13 protein-coding genes and 1 pseudogene are annotated in these 19951 nt (G+C 50.9%); 8 read left to right on the forward strand and 6 right to left on the reverse strand.

What is annotated here, in order from left to right; translation table 11 throughout:
* The 5 genes and pseudogenes from AB7C91_RS06770 to AB7C91_RS06790 form a co-directional block, all read left to right on the forward strand.
* Positions 1-491, forward strand: a pseudogene (locus AB7C91_RS06770) (peptidylprolyl isomerase); the annotation flags it as partial.
* Between the two features lie 95 nt (positions 492-586).
* Positions 587-1645 (forward strand): metallophosphoesterase, encoded by a 1059-nt coding sequence (locus AB7C91_RS06775; protein WP_332447224.1) that lies wholly within the window; start codon positions 587-589, stop codon positions 1643-1645.
* Positions 1646-1669: 24 nt separating this feature from the next.
* Complete coding sequence (locus AB7C91_RS06780; RefSeq protein WP_332447223.1) at positions 1670-2704, forward strand: DUF2804 domain-containing protein; 1035 nt, start codon at positions 1670-1672, stop codon at positions 2702-2704.
* A 125-nt stretch (positions 2705-2829) separates the two neighbouring features.
* Complete coding sequence (locus tag AB7C91_RS06785) at positions 2830-4695, forward strand: DEAD/DEAH box helicase (protein WP_332447222.1); 1866 nt, start codon at positions 2830-2832, stop codon at positions 4693-4695.
* An 87-nt stretch (positions 4696-4782) separates the two neighbouring features.
* Entirely contained in the window at positions 4783-7221 is a 2439-nt protein-coding gene (locus tag AB7C91_RS06790) for an efflux RND transporter permease subunit (RefSeq protein WP_428590079.1), read from the forward strand.
* Here the strand turns inward: AB7C91_RS06790 and AB7C91_RS06795 are convergent.
* Positions 7135-8337 carry a glycosyltransferase gene (locus tag AB7C91_RS06795; RefSeq protein ID WP_332447220.1) on the reverse strand — a complete coding sequence of 401 codons (1203 nt, stop codon included), beginning with the start codon at positions 8335-8337 and terminating at the stop codon, positions 7135-7137. The two genes, AB7C91_RS06790 and AB7C91_RS06795, sit on opposite strands and share 87 nt — an antisense overlap.
* A 122-nt stretch (positions 8338-8459) precedes the next feature.
* Between AB7C91_RS06795 and AB7C91_RS06800 the strand changes: the two genes are divergently transcribed.
* The 3 genes from AB7C91_RS06800 to AB7C91_RS06810 are packed head-to-tail and all read left to right on the forward strand — an operon-like array spanning position 8460 to position 13087.
* Positions 8460-9587 (forward strand): MGDG synthase family glycosyltransferase, encoded by a 1128-nt coding sequence (locus AB7C91_RS06800; RefSeq protein WP_428590083.1) that lies wholly within the window; start codon positions 8460-8462, stop codon positions 9585-9587.
* A 24-nt stretch (positions 9588-9611) separates the two neighbouring features.
* Complete coding sequence (locus AB7C91_RS06805; RefSeq protein WP_332447218.1) at positions 9612-10751, forward strand: UDP-N-acetylglucosamine--LPS N-acetylglucosamine transferase; 1140 nt, start codon at positions 9612-9614, stop codon at positions 10749-10751.
* Positions 10752-10771: 20 nt separating this feature from the next.
* Positions 10772-13087 carry an efflux RND transporter permease subunit gene (locus AB7C91_RS06810; protein ID WP_428590087.1) on the forward strand — a complete coding sequence of 772 codons (2316 nt, stop codon included), beginning with the start codon at positions 10772-10774 and terminating at the stop codon, positions 13085-13087.
* Here AB7C91_RS06810 and AB7C91_RS06815 read toward each other — a convergent pair.
* The 5 genes from AB7C91_RS06815 to AB7C91_RS06835 all read right to left on the reverse strand — a co-directional run bounded on the left by AB7C91_RS06815 (position 13084) and on the right by AB7C91_RS06835 (position 19934).
* On the reverse strand, positions 13084-14796 hold the full coding sequence (locus AB7C91_RS06815; RefSeq protein ID WP_428590090.1) for a hypothetical protein: 1713 nt from the start codon (positions 14794-14796) through the stop codon (positions 13084-13086). The genes AB7C91_RS06810 and AB7C91_RS06815 overlap by 4 nt on opposite strands.
* A 161-nt stretch (positions 14797-14957) precedes the next feature.
* Entirely contained in the window at positions 14958-15725 is a 768-nt protein-coding gene (locus AB7C91_RS06820; protein WP_428590093.1) for a glycosyltransferase family 2 protein, read from the reverse strand.
* Between the two features lie 14 nt (positions 15726-15739).
* A complete protein-coding gene (locus AB7C91_RS06825; RefSeq protein ID WP_428590096.1) occupies positions 15740-17710 on the reverse strand; it encodes a hypothetical protein in 1971 nt (656 codons plus the stop codon).
* A gap of 9 nt (positions 17711-17719) precedes the next feature.
* Positions 17720-18550, reverse strand: coding sequence for a DUF6675 family protein (locus AB7C91_RS06830; RefSeq protein WP_332447213.1), 831 nt, complete (start codon positions 18548-18550; stop codon positions 17720-17722).
* Positions 18551-18560: 10 nt separating this feature from the next.
* Positions 18561-19934: an undecaprenyl-phosphate glucose phosphotransferase gene (locus tag AB7C91_RS06835; protein WP_332447212.1), complete on the reverse strand. Its 1374-nt coding sequence runs from the start codon at positions 19932-19934 to the stop codon at positions 18561-18563.
* Positions 19935-19951: the final 17 nt, after the last annotated feature.

Raw genomic sequence — 19951 nt, forward strand, 5'->3', positions numbered from 1 at the left:
TCAAGGCCTATATGGCTTCCAATGAGTCTTCCATCATCGACACCTACCTTTCTGATCTTGCAGCCAAAGTAAGCGCACAAGCAAAGCAGGATGGACTCGATGCAGCAGCCGAGACAGCCAATTTGAAGGTCGTTGATGTTGCAGCCACTCCATACAATGCCGGTGGCAGCGCCTATATGAACAGCTTCTCCAATACCGATCCCAATGGGATGCTTGCATCCGTACTCACCACCGATACCGGCAAGCAGATGTACAGCGCCGAGGCTGACACGTTGCTCGATCCGATCAAGAGCGGAACGAGTTATCTGGTGCTGGAAGTTGGAAAAGACGCAGTCGATTCCAATATGGCCGGATACATCTCCATGTTCTACAATTACTACAGCGGAAGCCAGAACCAACAGGACTTGTCCCAGGCGCTCTACACGTCCGACCTGCACAAGGACAACTTCCTCACGACCTTCCTCAACGTCATCATAGGAAAAAGCAAATAAGCTGTATTCCTTCTCAAGGGAAAGCTGGTACCTCAAGGTACCGGCTTTTTCTTTTTCTGGATTCTTTGTTCCTTCCGTGTTAGCGTGTAGACAGCATGCGTATCATCCATACAATACTCATCGGCCTTTGTTGCTTGCTGTTTCTCGTTCTCTTGGGCATTGCCCTACGGATACAACTATTCCGTACCACCAGAATATATGAACCGGTCTCGATGCAGACCGAACAATTCACCGTACCCGCAGAGCCATTTGATCTCGACCAAGCGATCCAAAACGGAAAAGCCTTCAGCATCCCGTACCCGGATGATGAGCGGTTCACCATTCTTTGGGGTACGGATTTTCATCTTCGCAAAGGACCGTTCTCCCGCCGCAAACGAGTGTACGCCCTGCTTCAAAGAGCGTTTGAGAAAACCGACCCCGACCTTACCGTCATTACCGGGGACCTGTTGTACAGCTATGAAGCGTTGGATCTCCTCAAGGAATTTGCATCCTTTATGGAGGAGCAGGGAAGGTACTGGGCCTACAGTTTCGGCAACCATGACGGACAGTTCACCTCCGATCGGAAAACGTTGGGAACTGCCTTGAAAGCCTATCCGCACGCCTTGTTCAGCATGGGTGAGGATTGGGTGCGTGGATACAGCGACTATCCCTTGGTGCTGAATTGGAACGGGAAACCCACGCAAGCCTTGGTGTTGCTCGATTCCCATGACAGCCGAAGATACGCCCAAGGGAAAATCGGGCCCGATTACCTCTACCCTTCCCAGATCGCCTGGTACCGATGGGTGGAGGATGGACTTTCAGTCCCCTTGTATGCATTCGTGCACATTCCCTTGCCGGAATTCAAATCGCTTTGGGAAAGCGGAACGGCACTGGGCGTCAAACAGGACAAGCAGGTGAATGTATCATTGGAAAACAGTGGTATGTTCAAGGCAATGCAGGAGAAAGGTTTTACCCAAGCTGTTTTTTGTGGCCACGATCATCTCAATGACTTTGCAGGCAATTGGGATGGGATAGACCTGGTATACGGGAGAAGCGCCAGTTATGGCAGCTATGGTTCCCCGTCCTTTCCCAAGGGGGTGAAGACCATCACGTTGCAACCGAATTCCCCGGCCTATACGATGCAAACCTATACAGTCGACCAATGGGGGTTGTAGAATCGGGAACAGGGAGGATGCGTAATGGAACATGAAGTAACCAAAGCCCAACCATTGTTGGATGCGAAAGGCCGTATCTGTGAGGAAGGCTGGGCGAGAAAACCGCTTTGGCAGTATGCGCGTCGAGCGATACACGCGAATGCCCTGCGGATCAAGGAATGGGATTACTACGCTGTGGTCAACCAGACCAAAGGGTATGCACTCACCGCCACGGTCAGCGACTTGGGCTATGCAGCCTTGTTTGCACTCTGCTACATAGACTATGTCAGAAAAGAGGTCAGCCAGAGCGAACAGCTTGTTCCGTTCCCTCGGGGCACCATAGGTCTGGCCGCATCCTCCACCATCGATTCCCAGGTATCGTGGGCGAACAAGCATCTGCGCCTGGCATTCATAAAACGAGGTGAGGAGCGCCATATCATGGCTTCTGATCCCCATCTTGTACTTCCTGATGGAAGCGTCGGGCTGGATATCGACCTTACCCTCACCCAGCCGTCCTCCCAAGAGAGCCTGAATATCGCAACCAGCTGGAAAGAAAACAGGAAAGCATTCTACCTCAATGAAAAGGTGAATTGCCTCAGTACAAAGGGTACCATCCGCCGAGGCATGGAGACCGAATCATTGTTGCTGGGAGAAGCGTGGGGAGTTCTTGATTGGGGTCGGGGCCGGTGGACCTATCAGAATACCTGGTACTGGGCGAGTTGCTCCACGTTGGTGGAGAATGTACCGTTCGGCTTGAATCTTGGATACGGTTTCTCCGACAGGAGCAGTGCCAGCGAAAACGCTATTCTGTACAACCATGTGGTGCATAAGCTAGGCGAAGTCACCTTCCAATTTGCATCCACCGACGCACCTTGGGTGATCAAGGACACGCAAGGTCGGCTTGACCTGGTCTTCGAACCGGCAGTCACCCGATCTTCCCATACCAATATGCTGGTGGTTCGTTCGGATCAGAGTCAGGTATTCGGATATTTCTCGGGAAGCTGCATCCTTGATGACGGAAATCCAATCCAGCTTGATCGACTTGCCGGTTTTGCCGAGCAGGTTTTCAATCGTTGGTAAGAATTCGACCATTTCGGATGTTGCTGTCTTGCAAGAAGTTGAGCATTTGTATAGACTAAGCAAGTTATTGTGTATATCTCGGCTCGAAACCGATAATCCATCTATAGAAACCATTCAGGAGATCCATGTCAGAAGTAAGTACCTTTGCGGACCTAGGACTGTCCGCGCAAACAATCGCCGCCATTGAAGCCAAAGGCTTCGAAGAACCAACCAAAATTCAGGCAGCGTGCATTCCCCTGCTCCTCAAGGACCAGGTAGACGTCATTGGCCAAGCACAGACCGGAACCGGTAAAACCGCAGCATTCGGCCTTCCGATCCTCGAGATCGTTGACCCTTCCCTTTCACAAGTACAAGCCTTGATCCTTGCACCAACGCGTGAACTGGCTGTGCAGGATGCTGAAGAAATCAACTCCCTGAAGGGAGATCGCAGACTTGAAATCGCAGCAGTCTACGGAGGAGCCTCCATGGAACTGCAGCTTCGCAAGCTCCGACGGGGGGTACACGTAGTGGTGGGAACACCAGGACGTATCCTCGACCATCTGCGCAGGGGTTCGCTGAATCTCGAACAACTGAAGTTCGTCGTACTCGATGAAGCGGATGAAATGCTCGATATGGGTTTCATTGAAGACATCGAGGAGGTGCTCAAGCAGACTCCGTCTGAAAAGCGTATGCTCTGTTTCTCCGCAACCATGCCCGAACCCATCCAACATCTGGCGGAGCGATTCATGCATGAACCGCAGATCGTCAGGATCAAGCAGGACGCGCTGACCAGCAACCTTACCGACCAGATTTACGTTGAGGTCAAGGAATCAGACAAGTTTGAAGCACTCACCCGCATTATCGATATGGAAGAGGCTTTTTACGGCATCGTATTCTGCCGAACCAAGATCCAGTGTGATGAAGTCGGCCAGAAGCTGATGGACCGCGGCTACGATGCAGAACCCCTGCATGGGGATCTTTCCCAAAAGCAGCGTGAAATGATTCTGCACAAAATGCGTGACCGCAATCTGAGCATCATCGTTGCCACCGATGTGGCAGCACGCGGTATCGACATCTCCGACCTCACCCATGTCATCAACTACTCGCTGCCTGAGGATCCGGAAGCATACATCCACCGGGTCGGAAGAACCGGACGCGCAGGAAAGACCGGAGTTGCTATTACGTTTGTCGCTCCGCGCGAATTCAAGCGTTTCAGCTTCATCAAGCGTGTATCCAAGACCGACATTCGACGCGAGACTGTTCCCGAGGCAAGTGAGATCATCAAGACCAAACGAGCACGCATTCTCGCCCAGCTTTCCGCACTCTCCGATGAAAGCACGGAAACCAGCATGTTCCTCCCGATTGCAGAGCAACTGCTGGAAGACAAACGGCCTGAATTGGTCGTTGCTGCATTGCTCGATCATTTCTACAAGGACGAGCTGGATGTCTCCAAATACCAGCAGATTTCCGGTGGTCGTGATGATCGGCGCAGAGAGGGCGGACGCGGTGAGGAATCCGGGTTTACCCGACTCTTCATCGCACGCGGCAGGAAGGACGGTCTGGACAAACGCATGCTGGTCGACTACCTGATCGAACAGGTTGGTGCAGAAGATCGCGACATCCAGGATGTCTCGGTTCGGGAGGATTTTTCCTTCGTCAGCACGCCGTTGCAGGTTGCCGAGAGGATTCTGCAGGCGTTCAGTGCCCATGGGCCTGAAGGCAAACCCATCATCACGCGGGCAAAACCCGACAACCCGAACGGCAAGCACCTGACCGGTCGCTCCCGCTCCGACCGATATGAGGATCGCCCCTACCGTTCGGAACGCAAGGGCAGAAGTCGGGATGACTACCAACCCTACGGAAGGGATACCTATGGTGAAGACAGGTATGAGCGAAGCAGCTACTCCTATGATGACCGTCCAAGCCGATCCCATGGAAAGTACAATTCGTCCAAACCCAAGAAGGGTTCGTCTGGAAAGAAAGGTTCATCGTACAAGCGATACAATGACTGACCAAAAGCCCACTTGGACAACCGAGTGGGTTTTTTTTCTGCCTGCACTTTGTTATAGTGTACCAGTATGCAGCTTTCGGGGAGCACCATGAAATTCGACCTCCTGTCCTTCATCGGAAAACATAGTAAACTTACCTTGGCCGGTATCCTGTTGCTCACCGCTTTCTTTGGATACCATGCCTCGTTCCTCCATCTTGATGCTGACTATAATTCTTTGATGTACAATCAAATGGATAGTTCCACATTTCCAGGTGGAACTTCTGATTCCCCAGTACAGACATCTACGGCGTCCGCCGAAGGCGACCAACCGATCCCGGTAACCACAAAACTCGACACCAAAGCACTGGGTTCGAACCTGGTGGCCAGTACAGGAGAGCCCGTCGCGCCGGTACAGGAGGAAGTTTTCACTTCCTCCTATCTGGTCATGGTGGAAAGCCCGAATCTCTACACGAAGGAAAACCTGACGGCGATCACCCAAACGATGCAATCTTTGGGAGCCACGCCCTACCTGAGCAGTCCGTTTTCCGTACTTGACTTTGTAACCTTGGAGAAGAAGGGCACCCGCTTGGCGACGGTCCCGTTCGCTTCCTTGATGGATGGACAGCGTTGGACGGATGAGGATGCCGCCTTGCTGAAGGCACGGATTGAACGAGATCCCATCGTCAAGAACTACCTGGTCAGTGATGATCTGTCAAGCATGCTGTTCAGTTTCAAATCAACGGCATTGACCCCAGAGCAGGAAGCAAAGCTCTCTGCCATGCTCGAACCACTGAGAACGCAAGGCTTGCAAGTGTCCATCAACGGCGGGGCGGTGATCAACAACCTATTGATGCACTATCTGGGGAGAGACCTGAGCATCCTGCTCTCTTTGTGCTTCATCGCCATCCTGTTGGTCTACTACCTCAGTTTCAGAGCCAAGCGGAGCGTACTCCTTCCCTTTTCCATGTCGGTCATCGGCATCATCTGGACCTTCGGGACCATGCGCCTGCTCGGCTACTCGCTGACCATCGTGAATATCGTCACCCCGAGTATGGTTCTCAATCTTGGATCCAGCTACGCCATCCATATCATCGGCGAATATTACACCGACTATGCAAAGGGGTTGAATTCCGTCCAGTCGACAAAAAAAATCCTCAGGACCATCTTCTTTGCCTGTCTGACGACCGTCATCGGGTTCTTGAGCCTGCTGTTCTCCAAAACCCCTGCTTTACGGGAATTCGGCATTTCCGTCGGCATCGGGGTTACCTACTGCGCCATCCTTGCCTCGACGTATTTGCCTGCACAGTTGAATCTGGTCGTTCCTCCCAAGCAGGTCCAGATCAAAACCTATCACAAAGGGTATCTGGCCCGTACGGTCATGGTGCTCGATCGTCTGGTCATGAACAAGTGGCCCATCTTCGTATTGCTTTGGGTTGTGGTCATCGCAGGCTTTATGCTTACCAAGGACCATATCCCGGTGAATACCAACTATATGTCCTATCTTCCCAAGCGGGATCCATTCGGACAAAGCTCACGTCACTTCGCCCAGAAAATGGGAGGAGACACCCCATTCATTCTGACCATTGAGGCACCGAAAGACCAAACCCAGTTTTTCCTGAAGAGCGAAAATCTCCAAAAAGTCTATGACTTCGAGCAGGCTATCGCCAAGCAAAGTCCTGATGTAAAGCAAATCATTTCCTTTGCCTCATATGTCAGCTATGCCAACTCGGTGTACAGCGGACAGAATGGGATCCCACAATCGAGTGGATTGCTTAATCTGCTCAGCAGAATGGTGCTGCTGATGAGCAAGCAAGGTCAGGCGGAATTGGGCGCAATCCTTGACCCGGAAGGCACGAAACTTACCCTCTACCTGCAGAATTATGACGCAAAGGAAGGGGATCTGATGACCATCGGGAGCAGCCGTCGCATCGAAAAGACCATCATTTCCCTAACCAACCTGCTTCCCAACGGTACCACCTTGACCATCGGGGGAGAACCGCACAAGACCCTCCATTTCTCCGACAGTCTGCTCTCCGACCAAAAGAAGAGCACCTATGCCAGCTTCCTGTTGGTCTTCTTGGTGGTTCTGTTCGCATTCAAGTCGCTTTCTTTGGCCTTCTATTCACTCATTCCGATTCTCAGCGGCGTAATGGCCAATTATATTTTCATGTACCTGTTCCAAATTCCCTTCGATATGATCACCGTGAGTTTCGCCGCAGTAGCAGTCGGAACCGGTGTTGACGATGCCATCCATTTCTTGATCAGGTACAAGAACAAACTGGGGCGAAATGGGCGAACCACCAAGGAATTACTTTCCCAGACGATCAGGGAGACGGGAAGACCCATCATCCTGACTACCTTGTCGATTGTTGCAGGCATGATGATGTTCCTTTTCGCTTCCTATACGCCGGTCAGAATCTTCGGGAGCCTGATGAGCATCGCCTTGTTCAACTGCATGTTGTCAACCTTGGTCGTCATGCCTTCGATCATCCTGCTGGTCAGCAAGGTCAGGCATCGACTGGGCTTGGAGCGAAAGACAGATCGCTGACAACTGTTGTGCCCACACAGAAAGGGAAAACCGTTTACTCTCTTTTCTTGAACGCATGCCCATCTGTCCAACTGCAATCGGGTTTTCCATGAGAAAGGAAAGCAATTGCACGAACTGTTTGGCATCCTGATAGAGGTATCCGATCCCCAACCCTTCGATGGAAAGCCCGAGGGAGGCATCTTCGCGTAGCAGCAAGGGCAGCGAAGAAGCCATCGCCTCCACGAATCCCAACCCTTGCGACTCCCTCACCGAGGCGGAAACGAAGATATCCGCCAATTGATAATACCGATGCACCCGCTCAGGAGGTACCGGTCCGGTAAAGACCACACGAGCTTCCAATCCCAGTTCCCGCACCCGCTTTCTCAGGCTCTCCTCCTTCGGGCCGCCCCCCACGATGAGCAGGCGGGCTGAGCTTTCCAGAAAACTGAGCAGAAAGAATGCATCAATGATCTGCCCCACACGCTTCTCCGGAGCCAGACGGCAGACGGAGAGCAGCAGGAATTGTTCCTTGGTAAACCCGAGGTTTGCCCGAAGCCGCTCGCGCTCCTTCCCCTGCATCGGTTGTTTGAACCGGGCAAGGTCAATCCCGCTGGGCAACACTACCACCGGTTTTTTGATGTGATACCGCACGAGCATGGCCTTATGTGCCGAAGAAGGGCTTATCAAAAGGTCACAATAGCGAACCCTGCGCCTGACGATGGCTGCCATCAGGGAATCCCAGAGTGTATGACGTATCCTCTGCTCCTCGTCATATCGGGTGAAATCCGTATGACAGGTATGCAACAGGGGTATATGTAAAGCATCGGCAATCCGTCTGGCATACCCCATGGAGAAAAATTCATTGTTCGAATGCACCAGATCAGGTTTCCAGGAAAGGATGTCTGCAACCAAGGGGTTTTGATAGCGGAACGTCATGTAGGAATCCGGAAACAGTTTCAAACGGCTTGCCGCCATATGATATACCCCATCCTCGAAGAAGGACATACCCTTCGGTCCGATGGTCAGAATACGTACATCATGCCCGAGTTTCTCCAACATAGCCTGTTCATTGACCACTACCGTGGTTACCCCGGTGATGCAGGGAAGATAAAAATCTGTAGTGATAAGGATTTTCACAACCTGATGCTCCTTTCCTCACTATACCCCTGCTGCATATGAATACGCAAGAAAGCCCAGTTTTCACTTGCTGAATTTTCGTATTCCACCTATGCTTACCATACTGTCGTAAAGGGGTGTGTATGAAAGGTGCCATGCTCTATGTTGATGCAGGGAAAGGCCATTATGTTCCGGCGAAAGCTGCATCGGATGCCCTCCTGCGTTGTGGCCATGACTGCAGTGTCGAGGACATGTTCACCGTTCTGGCTTCTCCATTCTGGCAATGGTTTTGCAAACATGAATGGAGATTCCTGCTCAAACACCCACAACTCGAACGCTCCTTCCACCGGCTGGAGGACAATCGATTCAATGCGTTTCTGATGAGCATGGTCGCCGCACGCATCCATGTCGCTCGAGATTTCTGCAGCTGGTTTGAGCGCACCAAACCGGATTTCATCCTCTGTACCAACTTTCTGGGGGGCGTTGTCATCACCTCCATCGTGCAACACAAAAAATTGAATGTGCCGGTGTTCGTCTACGTCGCTGATGTATTCAACAACCCAAGAGCAGGCTTTCATCGGCAGATTGATCGCTTGTTCGTTCCATCACCGCTTGGCTTGCAGAACCTGCTTGCCCAAGGATATCGAGAGGAGCAAATCAAGCTCTGCCCTTTTCCTTTACAGACTTCCATCCAGATGCTTGTGCGTACAGACAAGCAGTCAGCCCGGAAGAAACTTGGCTTGGAGGTAGACCGTTTCACCGTTTTGCTCAACTATGGCGGAGAAGGAATCGGATCCACAGAGCTGCTTGAGGAACTGGCAAGACGAAACCTCCCCTGGCAGGTTGTCATCGTGGGAAATCTTGCGCCTCAGGTGAAACAACGCTTCTTGGATTTGGGAGCCATACATCCATTTCTCTCGTTGCATATCCCGGGATTTGTTTCCAACATAGGGGACTATATGCTTGCTTGTGATGTTCAGGCAGGCAAAGCGGGGGCGAATGCCTTGATGGAGTCGATGGCACTGCATCGTCCTTTCATGATCAGCGAGTTGCTGCATGCCGCCCAGGACACTTCCACATTCCTGAATGGGTTTGGAGTCGGATGGGTGGAAAAGCATCCACGTCGACAAGCTGATATCCTTTGTACGCTGGCGAATGACACAGCGATGCAGGATGCCATGGAAATGCGATTCGCCTCGCTTCCGCTCAGTTTTGACAGCGATGCATTTGCAGCAATGCTGGTCCAGGAAGTTTTTTCTCTTGATGCGTAAAGATTTTTCCCCTATTCTTGATGCATGCACATCGCCCTCTTTTACATCGATGCAGGAAAAGGTCATCTGACCCCGGCGAAAGCACTGTCTGACGCCTTCGAGCGCCTTGGTCATACCACGGTTGTTGAAAACCTCTTTTTTGCCTTGGATGCCCCCTTGGTAAATTGGCTGAGCAAGAACAATTGGAGGCTGTTGCTCCATTTCCCCAAGATTGAAGCAAAAGTCAATCCGAAGGGAGACTCAGAGTTCAACGCTCGGTTGATCCGCTACCTTGCCACCCATTCGCATGCTCTCAAGGATTTTTCCACGTGGTATGCGCAAAACAAACCCGATTGCATTGTTGTGACGCATTTTCTGGCTGCCACCTTGATCAAACCCATGGCTTCCTATCTGCAGCTCCCCCTGCCGGTTTTCGAATATGCCGCCGATGTGGTGTACACTCCGATTCTGGGAATCAATCCTGAACTGGACAGACTCTATATTTGCACGGAATTGGGTAAGGAATTGGCCATCAAGGCCGGACAGCCCGAGGAAACGATCAGCATCTGCCCGTTTCCCCTGAAAAGTGAGATGATGCTTTCCCAACCGCTTTCCAAACAAGCCGCCCGGGCAAAACTGAAACTGGATGACCGTTTTACCATCCTGTTGAATCTCGGTGGAGAAGGGATCGGGACTACGGACTTTCTTGAAGAAGTAGTGAAGCGGAAATTGCCTTGGCAGGTCATTACGGTGGGCAAACTAAGTTCGAGCACCCGTTTGCAGTACAAACGATTCATGGAAAAACATCCGCAATTCCTTCTGCACACTCCCGGTTTCGTCACCAATATCCAGGATTACATCTGTGCCTGTGATGTACAAGCGGGCAAGGCAGGGGCGAATGCCTTGATGGAATCGCTCTCATTAAGACGTCCGTTCTTGGTTTCCAACCTGCTGTATGCTGCGTGGCCGACTACCATTTTCTTCGAACGACGCAAAGTCGGCTGGGTCGAGGATTCCATACCCAAGCAAGTCGATATCCTGCAATCCTTCAGCAACGACAGAGAGCAGCAAATGACGATGCAGAAAGCGTTCGAGGACCTTCCCTTGGTGTTTGACAGTGATGCGTTGGCCCGTATGATTCTCTTTGATGCACAGCAACTTCTTGCTGCAAACTATAGAAGATGAGCAGGTGAAAGGGGGATGTGATGCAATCGCTGATCAGATGGGTCATTCGCCATACAAGGCTGACGCTTCTCATCATTGCACTCATCACCGTAGCAGCGTGCACGCTGCTTCCCTTTTTGTCGCTCAACAGTGAATACATCAATCTTCTGCCTCCTGAGGAAGAGCATGCGCAGTTGCGTAAGGAGGTATTGCAAGATTCAGGCCAGCTTCCCGGTGATTTATACATCCTCTTTGAAGGGGATCAAGTCTTCGGCGCAGATGCACTCAATGCACTGGATGAAGTACTGCAGAACCTGACGACAATACCCGCCCTCAAGCCTCCTTTCAGCGCCTTTTCATTCCTTACCGTCCAAAAGAAAGGATCCCGCCTGATCACCCTACCCTTGCGTCCTGAAGAAGAAGGGGTTTTGTGGACGGATGCATCGGCGAAGGAATTTGCGCAACGGCTGCAAAGTGATGCCATTGCCCGGAATTTACTCTCGACGAAAGAGGGAAATGCGCTGTTGTTCCAACTCTCCTTTCGTGAGGCTCCTTCGCAGCCAACTGCGCTGCATCAGGGTATCGCATCTCTGGTGGACGGACTTTCCGAGTACGGAAAAGTTTCAATAATCGGAACTCCACTCTTTGAGGACAGGGTCTTGTATTACCTTTCCAAGGACCTGAAGTCCTTGTTGCTACTCTGTCTGTTGGTCATCGTATTGTTGTTTTATCTTGCATTCCATTCCAAACGAGCGGTGCTGCTTCCCCTTTCCCTTTCGGTGATCGCCTTGGTCTGGACCCTGGCCAGCATGGTTGTACTTGGATATGAACTGACGGTGGTCAATATCATCGTGCCTTCCATGGTTCTCATACTCGGATCTTCCTATGCCATCCATGTTTTGCATGAGTATTTTCGGAGTCAGGAAACGAACGAAAAGCAGGAACAAATCATCGTGAGTGTCTTGCGCATCAGTTCCACCATTTTCGGAGCTTGCCTGACTACGATCATCGGGTTTCTGAGCCTGTTGGCATGCAAGCTGAAAACCTTCCAGGAACTCGGCGTCTCCGTTTCCTTGGGAATTTTCTATTGCGCTGTACTTTCCTTGGTCTACCTTCCCGCCATGCTTTCCTTGCTCCCGGCTCCCAAACCACGATCGGTCATGCATTTCAACCATGGATGGGCGGCACACAGCATCCACCGGATGAGCGTCACCATCGTACGAAGATACCCGATCGCCTTGGTTGTGTTGTGCCTGATGGTGTTGGCCTTTTTGTTCACCAACCACCAAGTCACCATCGACACCGATTATCTCACCTACTTCCCCAAAGCCGATCCCTTGATCACCGACTCCATCTCGTTTGCCAAAAAGATCGGAGGCAGCGACCCGCATTACATCACCCTCACCGCACCGGACAATCAAGCCGGGTATTTCCTCAGACCGGAGGTGCTTGCAGCGGTCCATGCGTTTGAACAATCATTGCTGGAGCACAACAAGGATATCACCTTTCTTTTTTCCTTCAGCCGGTACGTAGCATTCCTGAATGAGGTCTACCAAAATACTCCCACCATTCCCGAAACACCAGGGTTGCTTCTGATGCTTTCCCGGCTTCTGACCGTAGCGCAGAAGCGCATTGCACATCCCATGCTTTCCTCGTTGCTCAACGACCAGGCTTCCCGAATGACCATCACCATCCGCAGCTACGACAGCCGGTATGAAAGTTGGGAGAGTCTGGAAAGCGTAGAGACGCTGCAACACGACATTACCCGGGCGCGGTCATTGCTTCCTGACGGTATACAGATCCAGGATTGGGGCGTCGGGGTGGATGCCTTGCGGATGAGTCGGACCATCCAGGGTGACCAACAGCGTTCGCTGCTGCTCTCGCTGGTGCTGGTGGGTCTCGTCGTTTTGGCGCAATTTGCATCGTTGGGTCTTGCTTTGCTTGCGTTGGTTCCCACGCTCTTCGGCATCATGGCAAATTACCTGTTCATGTATCTGGCCCGAATACCCTTCGACGTAGTGACCATCATTTTTGCCACGGTTACGGTGGGAGTCGGAGTCGATGCAGCGATTCATTTTCTGGTACGCTTCACGTTTATACGTAAGAATCGGCCATCACTTCCCGATGCGGTCTTGCTTGCACGCACCTTGGAAGAGACAGCCCGTCCCATAGTTTTGACTTCAGGATCGCTTGTGCTGGGACTGCTGGTATTGTTGTTCGCCAGTTTTGTTCCGATCAAGTATTTCGGTCTGTTGCTGGCCATAGCGCTACTGGGGACTGCGTTTGCAACCCTCTGCATCCTACCGGCTTTGTTGTTGGTATTCGGTTTCCTCAAACACAACAAGCATGGACACTAGAAGAACAAGCCCATCCCGATCGAGAGTTCCCATTCCACATTCTTGAAATCCATTTCGCCATCGATGGCTTTCTTCACATCCGCCAGATTGAACCCAAGTGAGCCTCTGACCGGGTAGCTGGGAAACTTGTTCAGGATACCCCACCCTTCCACACCGGCGGTTGCGAGAACGCTCATGCCGTTCTCCTGGGAGGAGTCAGCAAAGAAACCGATGTCGACAAATGGATTCACATACGATTTGGCGAAACCGAAGTTGATGAAATCGGCGGTGAGGTTCATGTTTATGATCGCGCCCCAAGGCAGATCTCCATTCTCCGGTACACCGCTGAGCGAGCGGGAGAGGAATCCCCTGAAGTACTCGGAAATATCCTTGTTTTCAGAAGGCAGGAAATAGCGGTTGATATGCTCTGCATAGAAGCCGTTGAACTGGATGGAAGGATTCAGATGCCAGAAAATGAAGGGGAACCAGGAAATCCTGTTCTCAAGATACCAATAGGTCTTGGTATCGGTGTATTCAGGCTGAGGATAGTATTGATAGACATGGTTCAGATAAAAAGACATTCCCTTTCTGAAATTCCCCACCCAGTTGATATTGGACTTGGAAAGGGTATTGGTGTATTTATAGGAATAGGGAACGGGGAGAACCGTAGCTGAGTACTCAAGCACCGGTGCAACGGAAGTCGACCAGGAAAAGCCGAAGGGAAGCCGGAAACTGGTTCCCAAGGTCGCACTGATCGTCATATTGGATAATTCCTTGGCATCCTTTGCTTTGTTTGTCTCCACTGCAACATTGAAAGAAAGCGGCTTGGAGAAGAATCGTACATCGTATTGGTTCACCACCGTATAGGTGTAGATGTTGGTCAGATTGGAATTCAATTCAATAGTGTTGTTGATCGAATATCGTCCACCACTTTGGTTGAACGGACCGAAGCTCCAACTCAGCCCATACTCGGTCGGGTTCAACGCGGAGAAGTCGGAAGCAGGGTTGAAGTCTGCCCAGGTGGAAATTCCCAGATTGGTTTTAAACAAAGACAAACCGGACCAATTGATCTTGTAATCGAGATCCCCTTCCGAAGGACTGTTCTTCACCATGAAATAATTGAGATTCAGATCAAGGTTGGTACCCCAGAATTCAAGGCCCGATACGACCAGTTCCAAATAGTCTTCACGATTCTGCCAGTTCGTCAGGCCTCCATTGCCTTCGGAAATGTGACCGGTCATTCTCAGGCTTCCGAATGTCCCCAGAAGGTTGTCCTCATATAGCTTGACGCCGAACCGCAAACCGATCTCATCATTATCGAACTTGGCATAGGGGATGGCAAGCAAGGTGTTTGCATCTTCGATATAGTAGGTGACAGCGTAGGAGACGATTCCTTTCGCAAACGAATCCATCGTGTAGGTATACTCCACATCGGTGAATATGCGCTTGTTCATCAGGATCTGTTTCTTGGCATCCAAGGCATTGACCAAAGCCTGCTCGTTCTCAAACACAGGGTCACCACCGGACGGGATGATGGCGTTTCGCAAGGCAAATTCCTTGGAATTCCCGCTGATCACAAAATGGTACGAATCAATGCGATACCCAGTCACCTGATCAGAAGTAATGAGCACTTCACTTGCAGAGAGCGCCGGGGACACCAGAAGGCACACCAGCAAAAGCAAACTAAAATATCGTTTCAAACCCACCATACCACCAAACCATTCCCTCATGTATATCATTAGCAGAGTAGTCACATTTTTCGGCTCTGTCAATGAATTCACTTACAGCCAACAAAGATTGTCAATCAGTAAAGTCCTCATAGTGAGAAAACCACGCAACCGAGGATAAATTACAAGCTTTATCAGAGAATCTATATCTTTATGAGAGAAGCTTATGATTTTGTACGCAAGCCTTTGTATTTAATTATTCCATGAAAAGCATAGTTACAGAAATACCAAGTGGAAGCAAGGCGGTTCAAATGCAGGAAACGTCGGTATACGATCCAGCGATTTTTGGCGGCTTTCCGCTTGTTTGCAGAACGGCTGGAGGCATCGATTCGATAATGCACCAATACTTCTGGATTACCCACCGCCTTCCGTCCATCCTGCAACAAGGAAAGCCAAAACACATAATCCTCGTGTGCATAGTTGCCATCCATCCGATGGTTTTGAAGGGATGAGGTACGCATGACCACCGTTGAAGGCAATATGAAATTTTCCTTAAGCAGGGCAGAAAAGGTACACTGTTTGGGTACCAGGTTCGTTTTTCCTGTTTGTTTTCCCATTTCATTGATGAAATCATAGCTGGAATACACCAGATCAGCCCCGCTCGTTTCCAAAAGGGCTATCTGCTTTTCCAGTTTTTCGGGAAGCCACAGGTCATCGCTGTCAAGGAATGCCAGATACTCGCCGGATGCATGGGAAAACAATACATTCCGGGCGTTCGCCACACCCCCGTTCTGCAGGATCGGGATCACCCGGATGCGATCGTCCCCTCCGGCAAGCTCGGTAAGCAGAGCAAGCGTATCATCCGTCGAAGCATCATCGGCTATGAGAATCTCAAGATCGTCATAGGTTTGCGCACATACCGATTCGACGGTGGAACGAACCGTTGCGGCACAATTGTACGCGGGAATGATCACGGAACAACGAGATTTCACCTCATCCTCCTCCCCTACAGATAGATCTTTGCCCCGATCTGCACGATGTGGTCGAAAGAAGGTTCTTGCCAGAGGCCGAAATCAGTATCCCTTCCGTCATAGGTGGAAGTGATGATCGGCCGCTCCCATACACTGACAAACCGATAGGAACCGGTCAGTTCGATGGGAAGGTCTGCAAATTTCTTGGTTGCAGAGAGCAATACCGAAAGGGTGTGTTTGAAAGTATTGTCCCAGAAGGATTTGGGACCATACTCATCATCCTGTGAGTAATTCATGTACTGTTCGATGCTGAAGCCGTATTGGCCGCTGCGCACCTGGTACTTGGCCTGCAACTGGGTGGTCCATCCCTTGGGCAGCCCCAGATCCAGCTGCAGCAGGAATTCCTGGGAGTTGGGATCCAAAGGATAGCCGAGGTTCTCTCCTTTGTTCACATAGGCGGTCTCCGCGGTGGTTTCGTAGATATTGTATGAAGTACCGACTTGCTCAATCTTGATTCTTCCGTCCGATGAGTACCAGGTATCTTGGGAACCGGAAAGCGGAATCACTTCGGTATCGCTTCCCTTGGCTGCCTTGTACGTGATCGATTTGTCAGAACCATCCTCCGTATATGTATAGGTATTGCCTTGTGCGGAAACAACAGAATCAGTCGTGGAAAGTGTTTCCAAGGTCGCGCTGTGCTCCATGATCGGATAGTGTGCATAGAAGAACGGGGACAGGTAGGTCCACTGCAACGTAACGGAGGAGAAGGTTCCCACCGGAATAGGAATGATGACTCCGGCTTGGAAAGCCATGATGTTCCGAGGAGCGGTGAACCAATACTTGGGATTGGCCACGTTCATCTCGGTCATCGCCACCGACCCATAGAAACGGGCGATGGATGGAACGGTATAGGAGAAATCCAGACCGGCCAAGACATCATCGATATCCCCAAGGTTATTCTGTTCGAACATGTAGATGGCCAGTGGATTGAGGTACCCCAACTCAAAACGCTTCTGCCACACCGTCGACTCATAGATGGAGAGCGTAAGATTCTTGGTCGCATCCAACTCGACCCGATGGGCGCTGAAGTTGTTGTCAAAGCGGTAATACGGCTTGTCATTATTGAAGTCGTCGGAGAAGAACGGTTTGCCGTCAATATCGTGGAGTGAGAACTTCCCCAGCGATCCGGTGATCACCGAATAATGCAACCAGGAAGAGAAATCGACTTGGATGTCGATCCCGTTGAAACTTCGTGCCGAGCCGCTGAGCAGCAGATTGTTCAAACCCGGACCCCAGTCCCGTTTGACCGACCCCCAGCGCATGTGCAGCGCCCCATCGAAGAAGGAAGCGGCCAATTCGGGGGAAAGGGAAAGCCCCGTATAGAAATCATAGCTGGGAATGACCCGCAACTGGCTTCCTCCACGTAAAAGTTGCATATAAAAGCCTTCGCCGGGGATGGTGAACTCAGTCGGTAGGAATACATGGGAATTCAGGGTGTCCACATTGATGCCGAAATCCATGTTATAGGAAATGTTCGGGCCAAGGTCACCTTTGAGAAACGCCAGAACCTTGTTCCTTGCATCGTATTCATTCTGTACAGCACTATAGGTGAATTGGCTGCTGAAATTCGCCCCGAGAGAAGTCCCCATCTGCTTGTCGGCATCGTAGGTCCGGATGTAGCCGGTGTTCAGGACATCCTTCCAGGGTGAGGAATTGCTTCCATAGAATTGTGTAAGCTGATCTATCAGGGACAAAACTTCCTGATGCTCGGCTTTGCTTTGCAGCTCCGGCTTCGAGGCGATCTCGTTGAGCAAGGAAAGCACCTTGTCCGCGCTATAGGGACGAACCTCCATCTGCTTCCCAATAAGGCCACGAATTTCCGCGTCCTCAAGGATGCGGTACACACGATGATCGAGTGGAACCGATGTGTGGACGGCTGCTCCCACGGAAGAAAGGAAAACAACCAAGAACAGAAGAACACTGCAAAGACGAACAAGACGTTTCATACACCAACCCTACTTTGTTTCAATGGTATCCAATTGAGCGACGAACCAGTGTTGCAAGGCAGTGATTCGACGCATGAATGCAGAGGGAAGATCGACATGAAGACCAAGGATCGAAACAACAGGATCCCGGTCGGCGATCGTGGTAAGTGCTACAAGCAACAACCCATTGTCAAGTTGATAGGTCCCCATGTTGATCGTCAGCTTCTCCTTGGGAACCGCAGTGAAAATACCCAGCACTTTCATGGCACTAAGATTGCGGATTGCCACAAAGATTTCCTGGTCGCTATTGGTATAGGTATGCAGATACCGGTTGCCACCGAAGGATGTATCGCGCTGATATACATAACTCTGCACCGAGTACGGAAACGTGGTGGCCACAGGATCGGGCAGCAGGGTATTCAGATTCTTCTCGTCTTCCATGTATGCCGAACGCTCGATCAACAGCTTCGGCTTGTTCCCTGCTCTCCAGGAAATATACTGCAAACCTTCCTGGGTGGAAATCGCCCTAATCGCATTAAAAATTGCCAGTTGGCGGGAAAGAGGCGCCATCGCATGCAGCTTCTTCCCATACGGTATATAGCTCAAAGCTGCGATGGAGAACCCTCCTTGGGCTTGTTGTGCAGCCTGTGCTTGTTTCTCGGCTTCAGTCCCAGGAACAAAATAGGGAAGAATCGATCCCCCATCCACTGTACTCCCATCAATGATTTTTCCCTGCTCCAATGCTTGGTAATCCGCTTCACCCAAATCTGGCAACACTTGTCTGAGCTGCATTCCGTCGGCTGCCAAGCCAAAAATCCCCGCATAGCATACCACCAACAGGGCTAACACATATTTTCTCATCCATATCCCCTTAATAGGCATTCTCATTCACAAAACCTCTGAAGAACGTGAAGAGTACAATTTTCATATCAAACAACAAACTCCAATTTCGGATGTAATACAAATCAAATTCGATACGGCGTTCCAATGAAGTATTGCCCCGCCATCCATTGACCTGTGCCCATCCGGAGATTCCGGCCTTCGCCCTATGACGCATACGATAACCGGGAATTTCTGTATTGAATTTCTCCACCAATTCAGGTCGTTCGGGACGAGGACCGATCAAACTCATTGAACCGCCGATGACGTTGAACAACTGAGGAAGCTCATCCAAGCTTGTCTTTCGCAAAAATCGTCCGATTCTCGTCACCCTCGGATCGTTTTCTTCCGTCCAATGCGCATCCCCCTCGGGGATGTCTGAACGCATGCTCCTGAACTTGTACATCGTAAAGATTTTCTCATCCTTGGTCACCCGCTTTTGCTTGAAAATCACCGGTCCCGGCGAGGAAAGCTTCACCAACAGGGCGATCAACACCAAGAAAGGGGAAATCAACAACACCCCCACAGAACAGGCGGTGATGTCGAACAACCGTTTGATCATCCGCTGGAAGAAGCCAATCTCAGCTGCATTCAGCGTAAGGGCTGGGATCCATCTAAAATCAGAGATTTGCGTACCGATATACGATTCAGGCAGGGATGGAAGCATGATGACCTTCTCGTTGAGCAAGTCCAAAGCCTGGGCCACCATCGCTTGTTGTCGGTCATACTCCCTGCCAGGATACGCGATCACCACCAGGTCGGGTTCCGACTGGTTCACCGCCTCCCGGAGTGAAGCCGCCGTAATGCGTTTGGCGCCTCCGATGTACGGCCCTTGGCCATCATACTGCCCCACCAGCTTGATCCCTTCGGTTCGTTTGCTGTGCAAAGCCTTTTCATACCGCTGGAGTTTCTCTCCGTAACCGACCAACAGGATCCGTCGGGTGTACCGGCCTTTTCGGTAGGATGCCTTGATGTGGGAGGAAATGATCGTTCGTTCAGTCACCAACAATACAAGAACCAGGAGATAATACAATCCGATGGCGATACGGCTCACCTTGTCCGAGAAGAAGAAATACAGGACGATAACCAGCAAAAGGAATGCTTCAAAGGAACTGAAAATGAGTTTGTTCGTTTCCTTGCGCCAGGAATGCTCCAATTCCTCCACATACAGGCCGTTTCTGCTGAGAAAGAAAATATTGAAGATGATTACCAACAGGGAAAGTTGCAGGAACAGTGCAAAGGAAGCGACTCTTCCTCCGGGCAATACATAGAACCTGATATATCCGGCGAGCAACCATGCGAGAACTATAGCAAGGCTGTCACCCCCCACCTTAAGTGCCAGCAAGCCTTTCGTACCATGTTTCATATCACTTCCTCTTCCAT

The organism is Sphaerochaeta sp., from assembly GCF_050256055.1.
Classification (GTDB): domain Bacteria; phylum Spirochaetota; class Spirochaetia; order Sphaerochaetales; family Sphaerochaetaceae; genus Sphaerochaeta.

Coding starts and splice junctions, on each gene's coding strand:
- AB7C91_RS06775 (WP_332447224.1), top strand. CDS start 587: ATGCGTATCATCCATACAATACTCATCGGCCTTTGTTGCTTGCTGTTT.
- AB7C91_RS06780 (WP_332447223.1), top strand. CDS start 1,670: ATGGAACATGAAGTAACCAAAGCCCAACCATTGTTGGATGCGAAAGGC.
- AB7C91_RS06785 (WP_332447222.1), top strand. CDS start 2,830: ATGTCAGAAGTAAGTACCTTTGCGGACCTAGGACTGTCCGCGCAAACA.
- AB7C91_RS06790 (WP_428590079.1), top strand. CDS start 4,783: ATGAAATTCGACCTCCTGTCCTTCATCGGAAAACATAGTAAACTTACC.
- AB7C91_RS06800 (WP_428590083.1), top strand. CDS start 8,460: ATGAAAGGTGCCATGCTCTATGTTGATGCAGGGAAAGGCCATTATGTT.
- AB7C91_RS06805 (WP_332447218.1), top strand. CDS start 9,612: ATGCACATCGCCCTCTTTTACATCGATGCAGGAAAAGGTCATCTGACC.
- AB7C91_RS06810 (WP_428590087.1), top strand. CDS start 10,772: ATGCAATCGCTGATCAGATGGGTCATTCGCCATACAAGGCTGACGCTT.
- AB7C91_RS06815 (WP_428590090.1), bottom strand. CDS start 14,796: ATGAGGGAATGGTTTGGTGGTATGGTGGGTTTGAAACGATATTTTAGT.
- AB7C91_RS06825 (WP_428590096.1), bottom strand. CDS start 17,710: ATGAAACGTCTTGTTCGTCTTTGCAGTGTTCTTCTGTTCTTGGTTGTT.
- AB7C91_RS06830 (WP_332447213.1), bottom strand. CDS start 18,550: ATGAGAAAATATGTGTTAGCCCTGTTGGTGGTATGCTATGCGGGGATT.
- AB7C91_RS06835 (WP_332447212.1), bottom strand. CDS start 19,934: ATGAAACATGGTACGAAAGGCTTGCTGGCACTTAAGGTGGGGGGTGAC.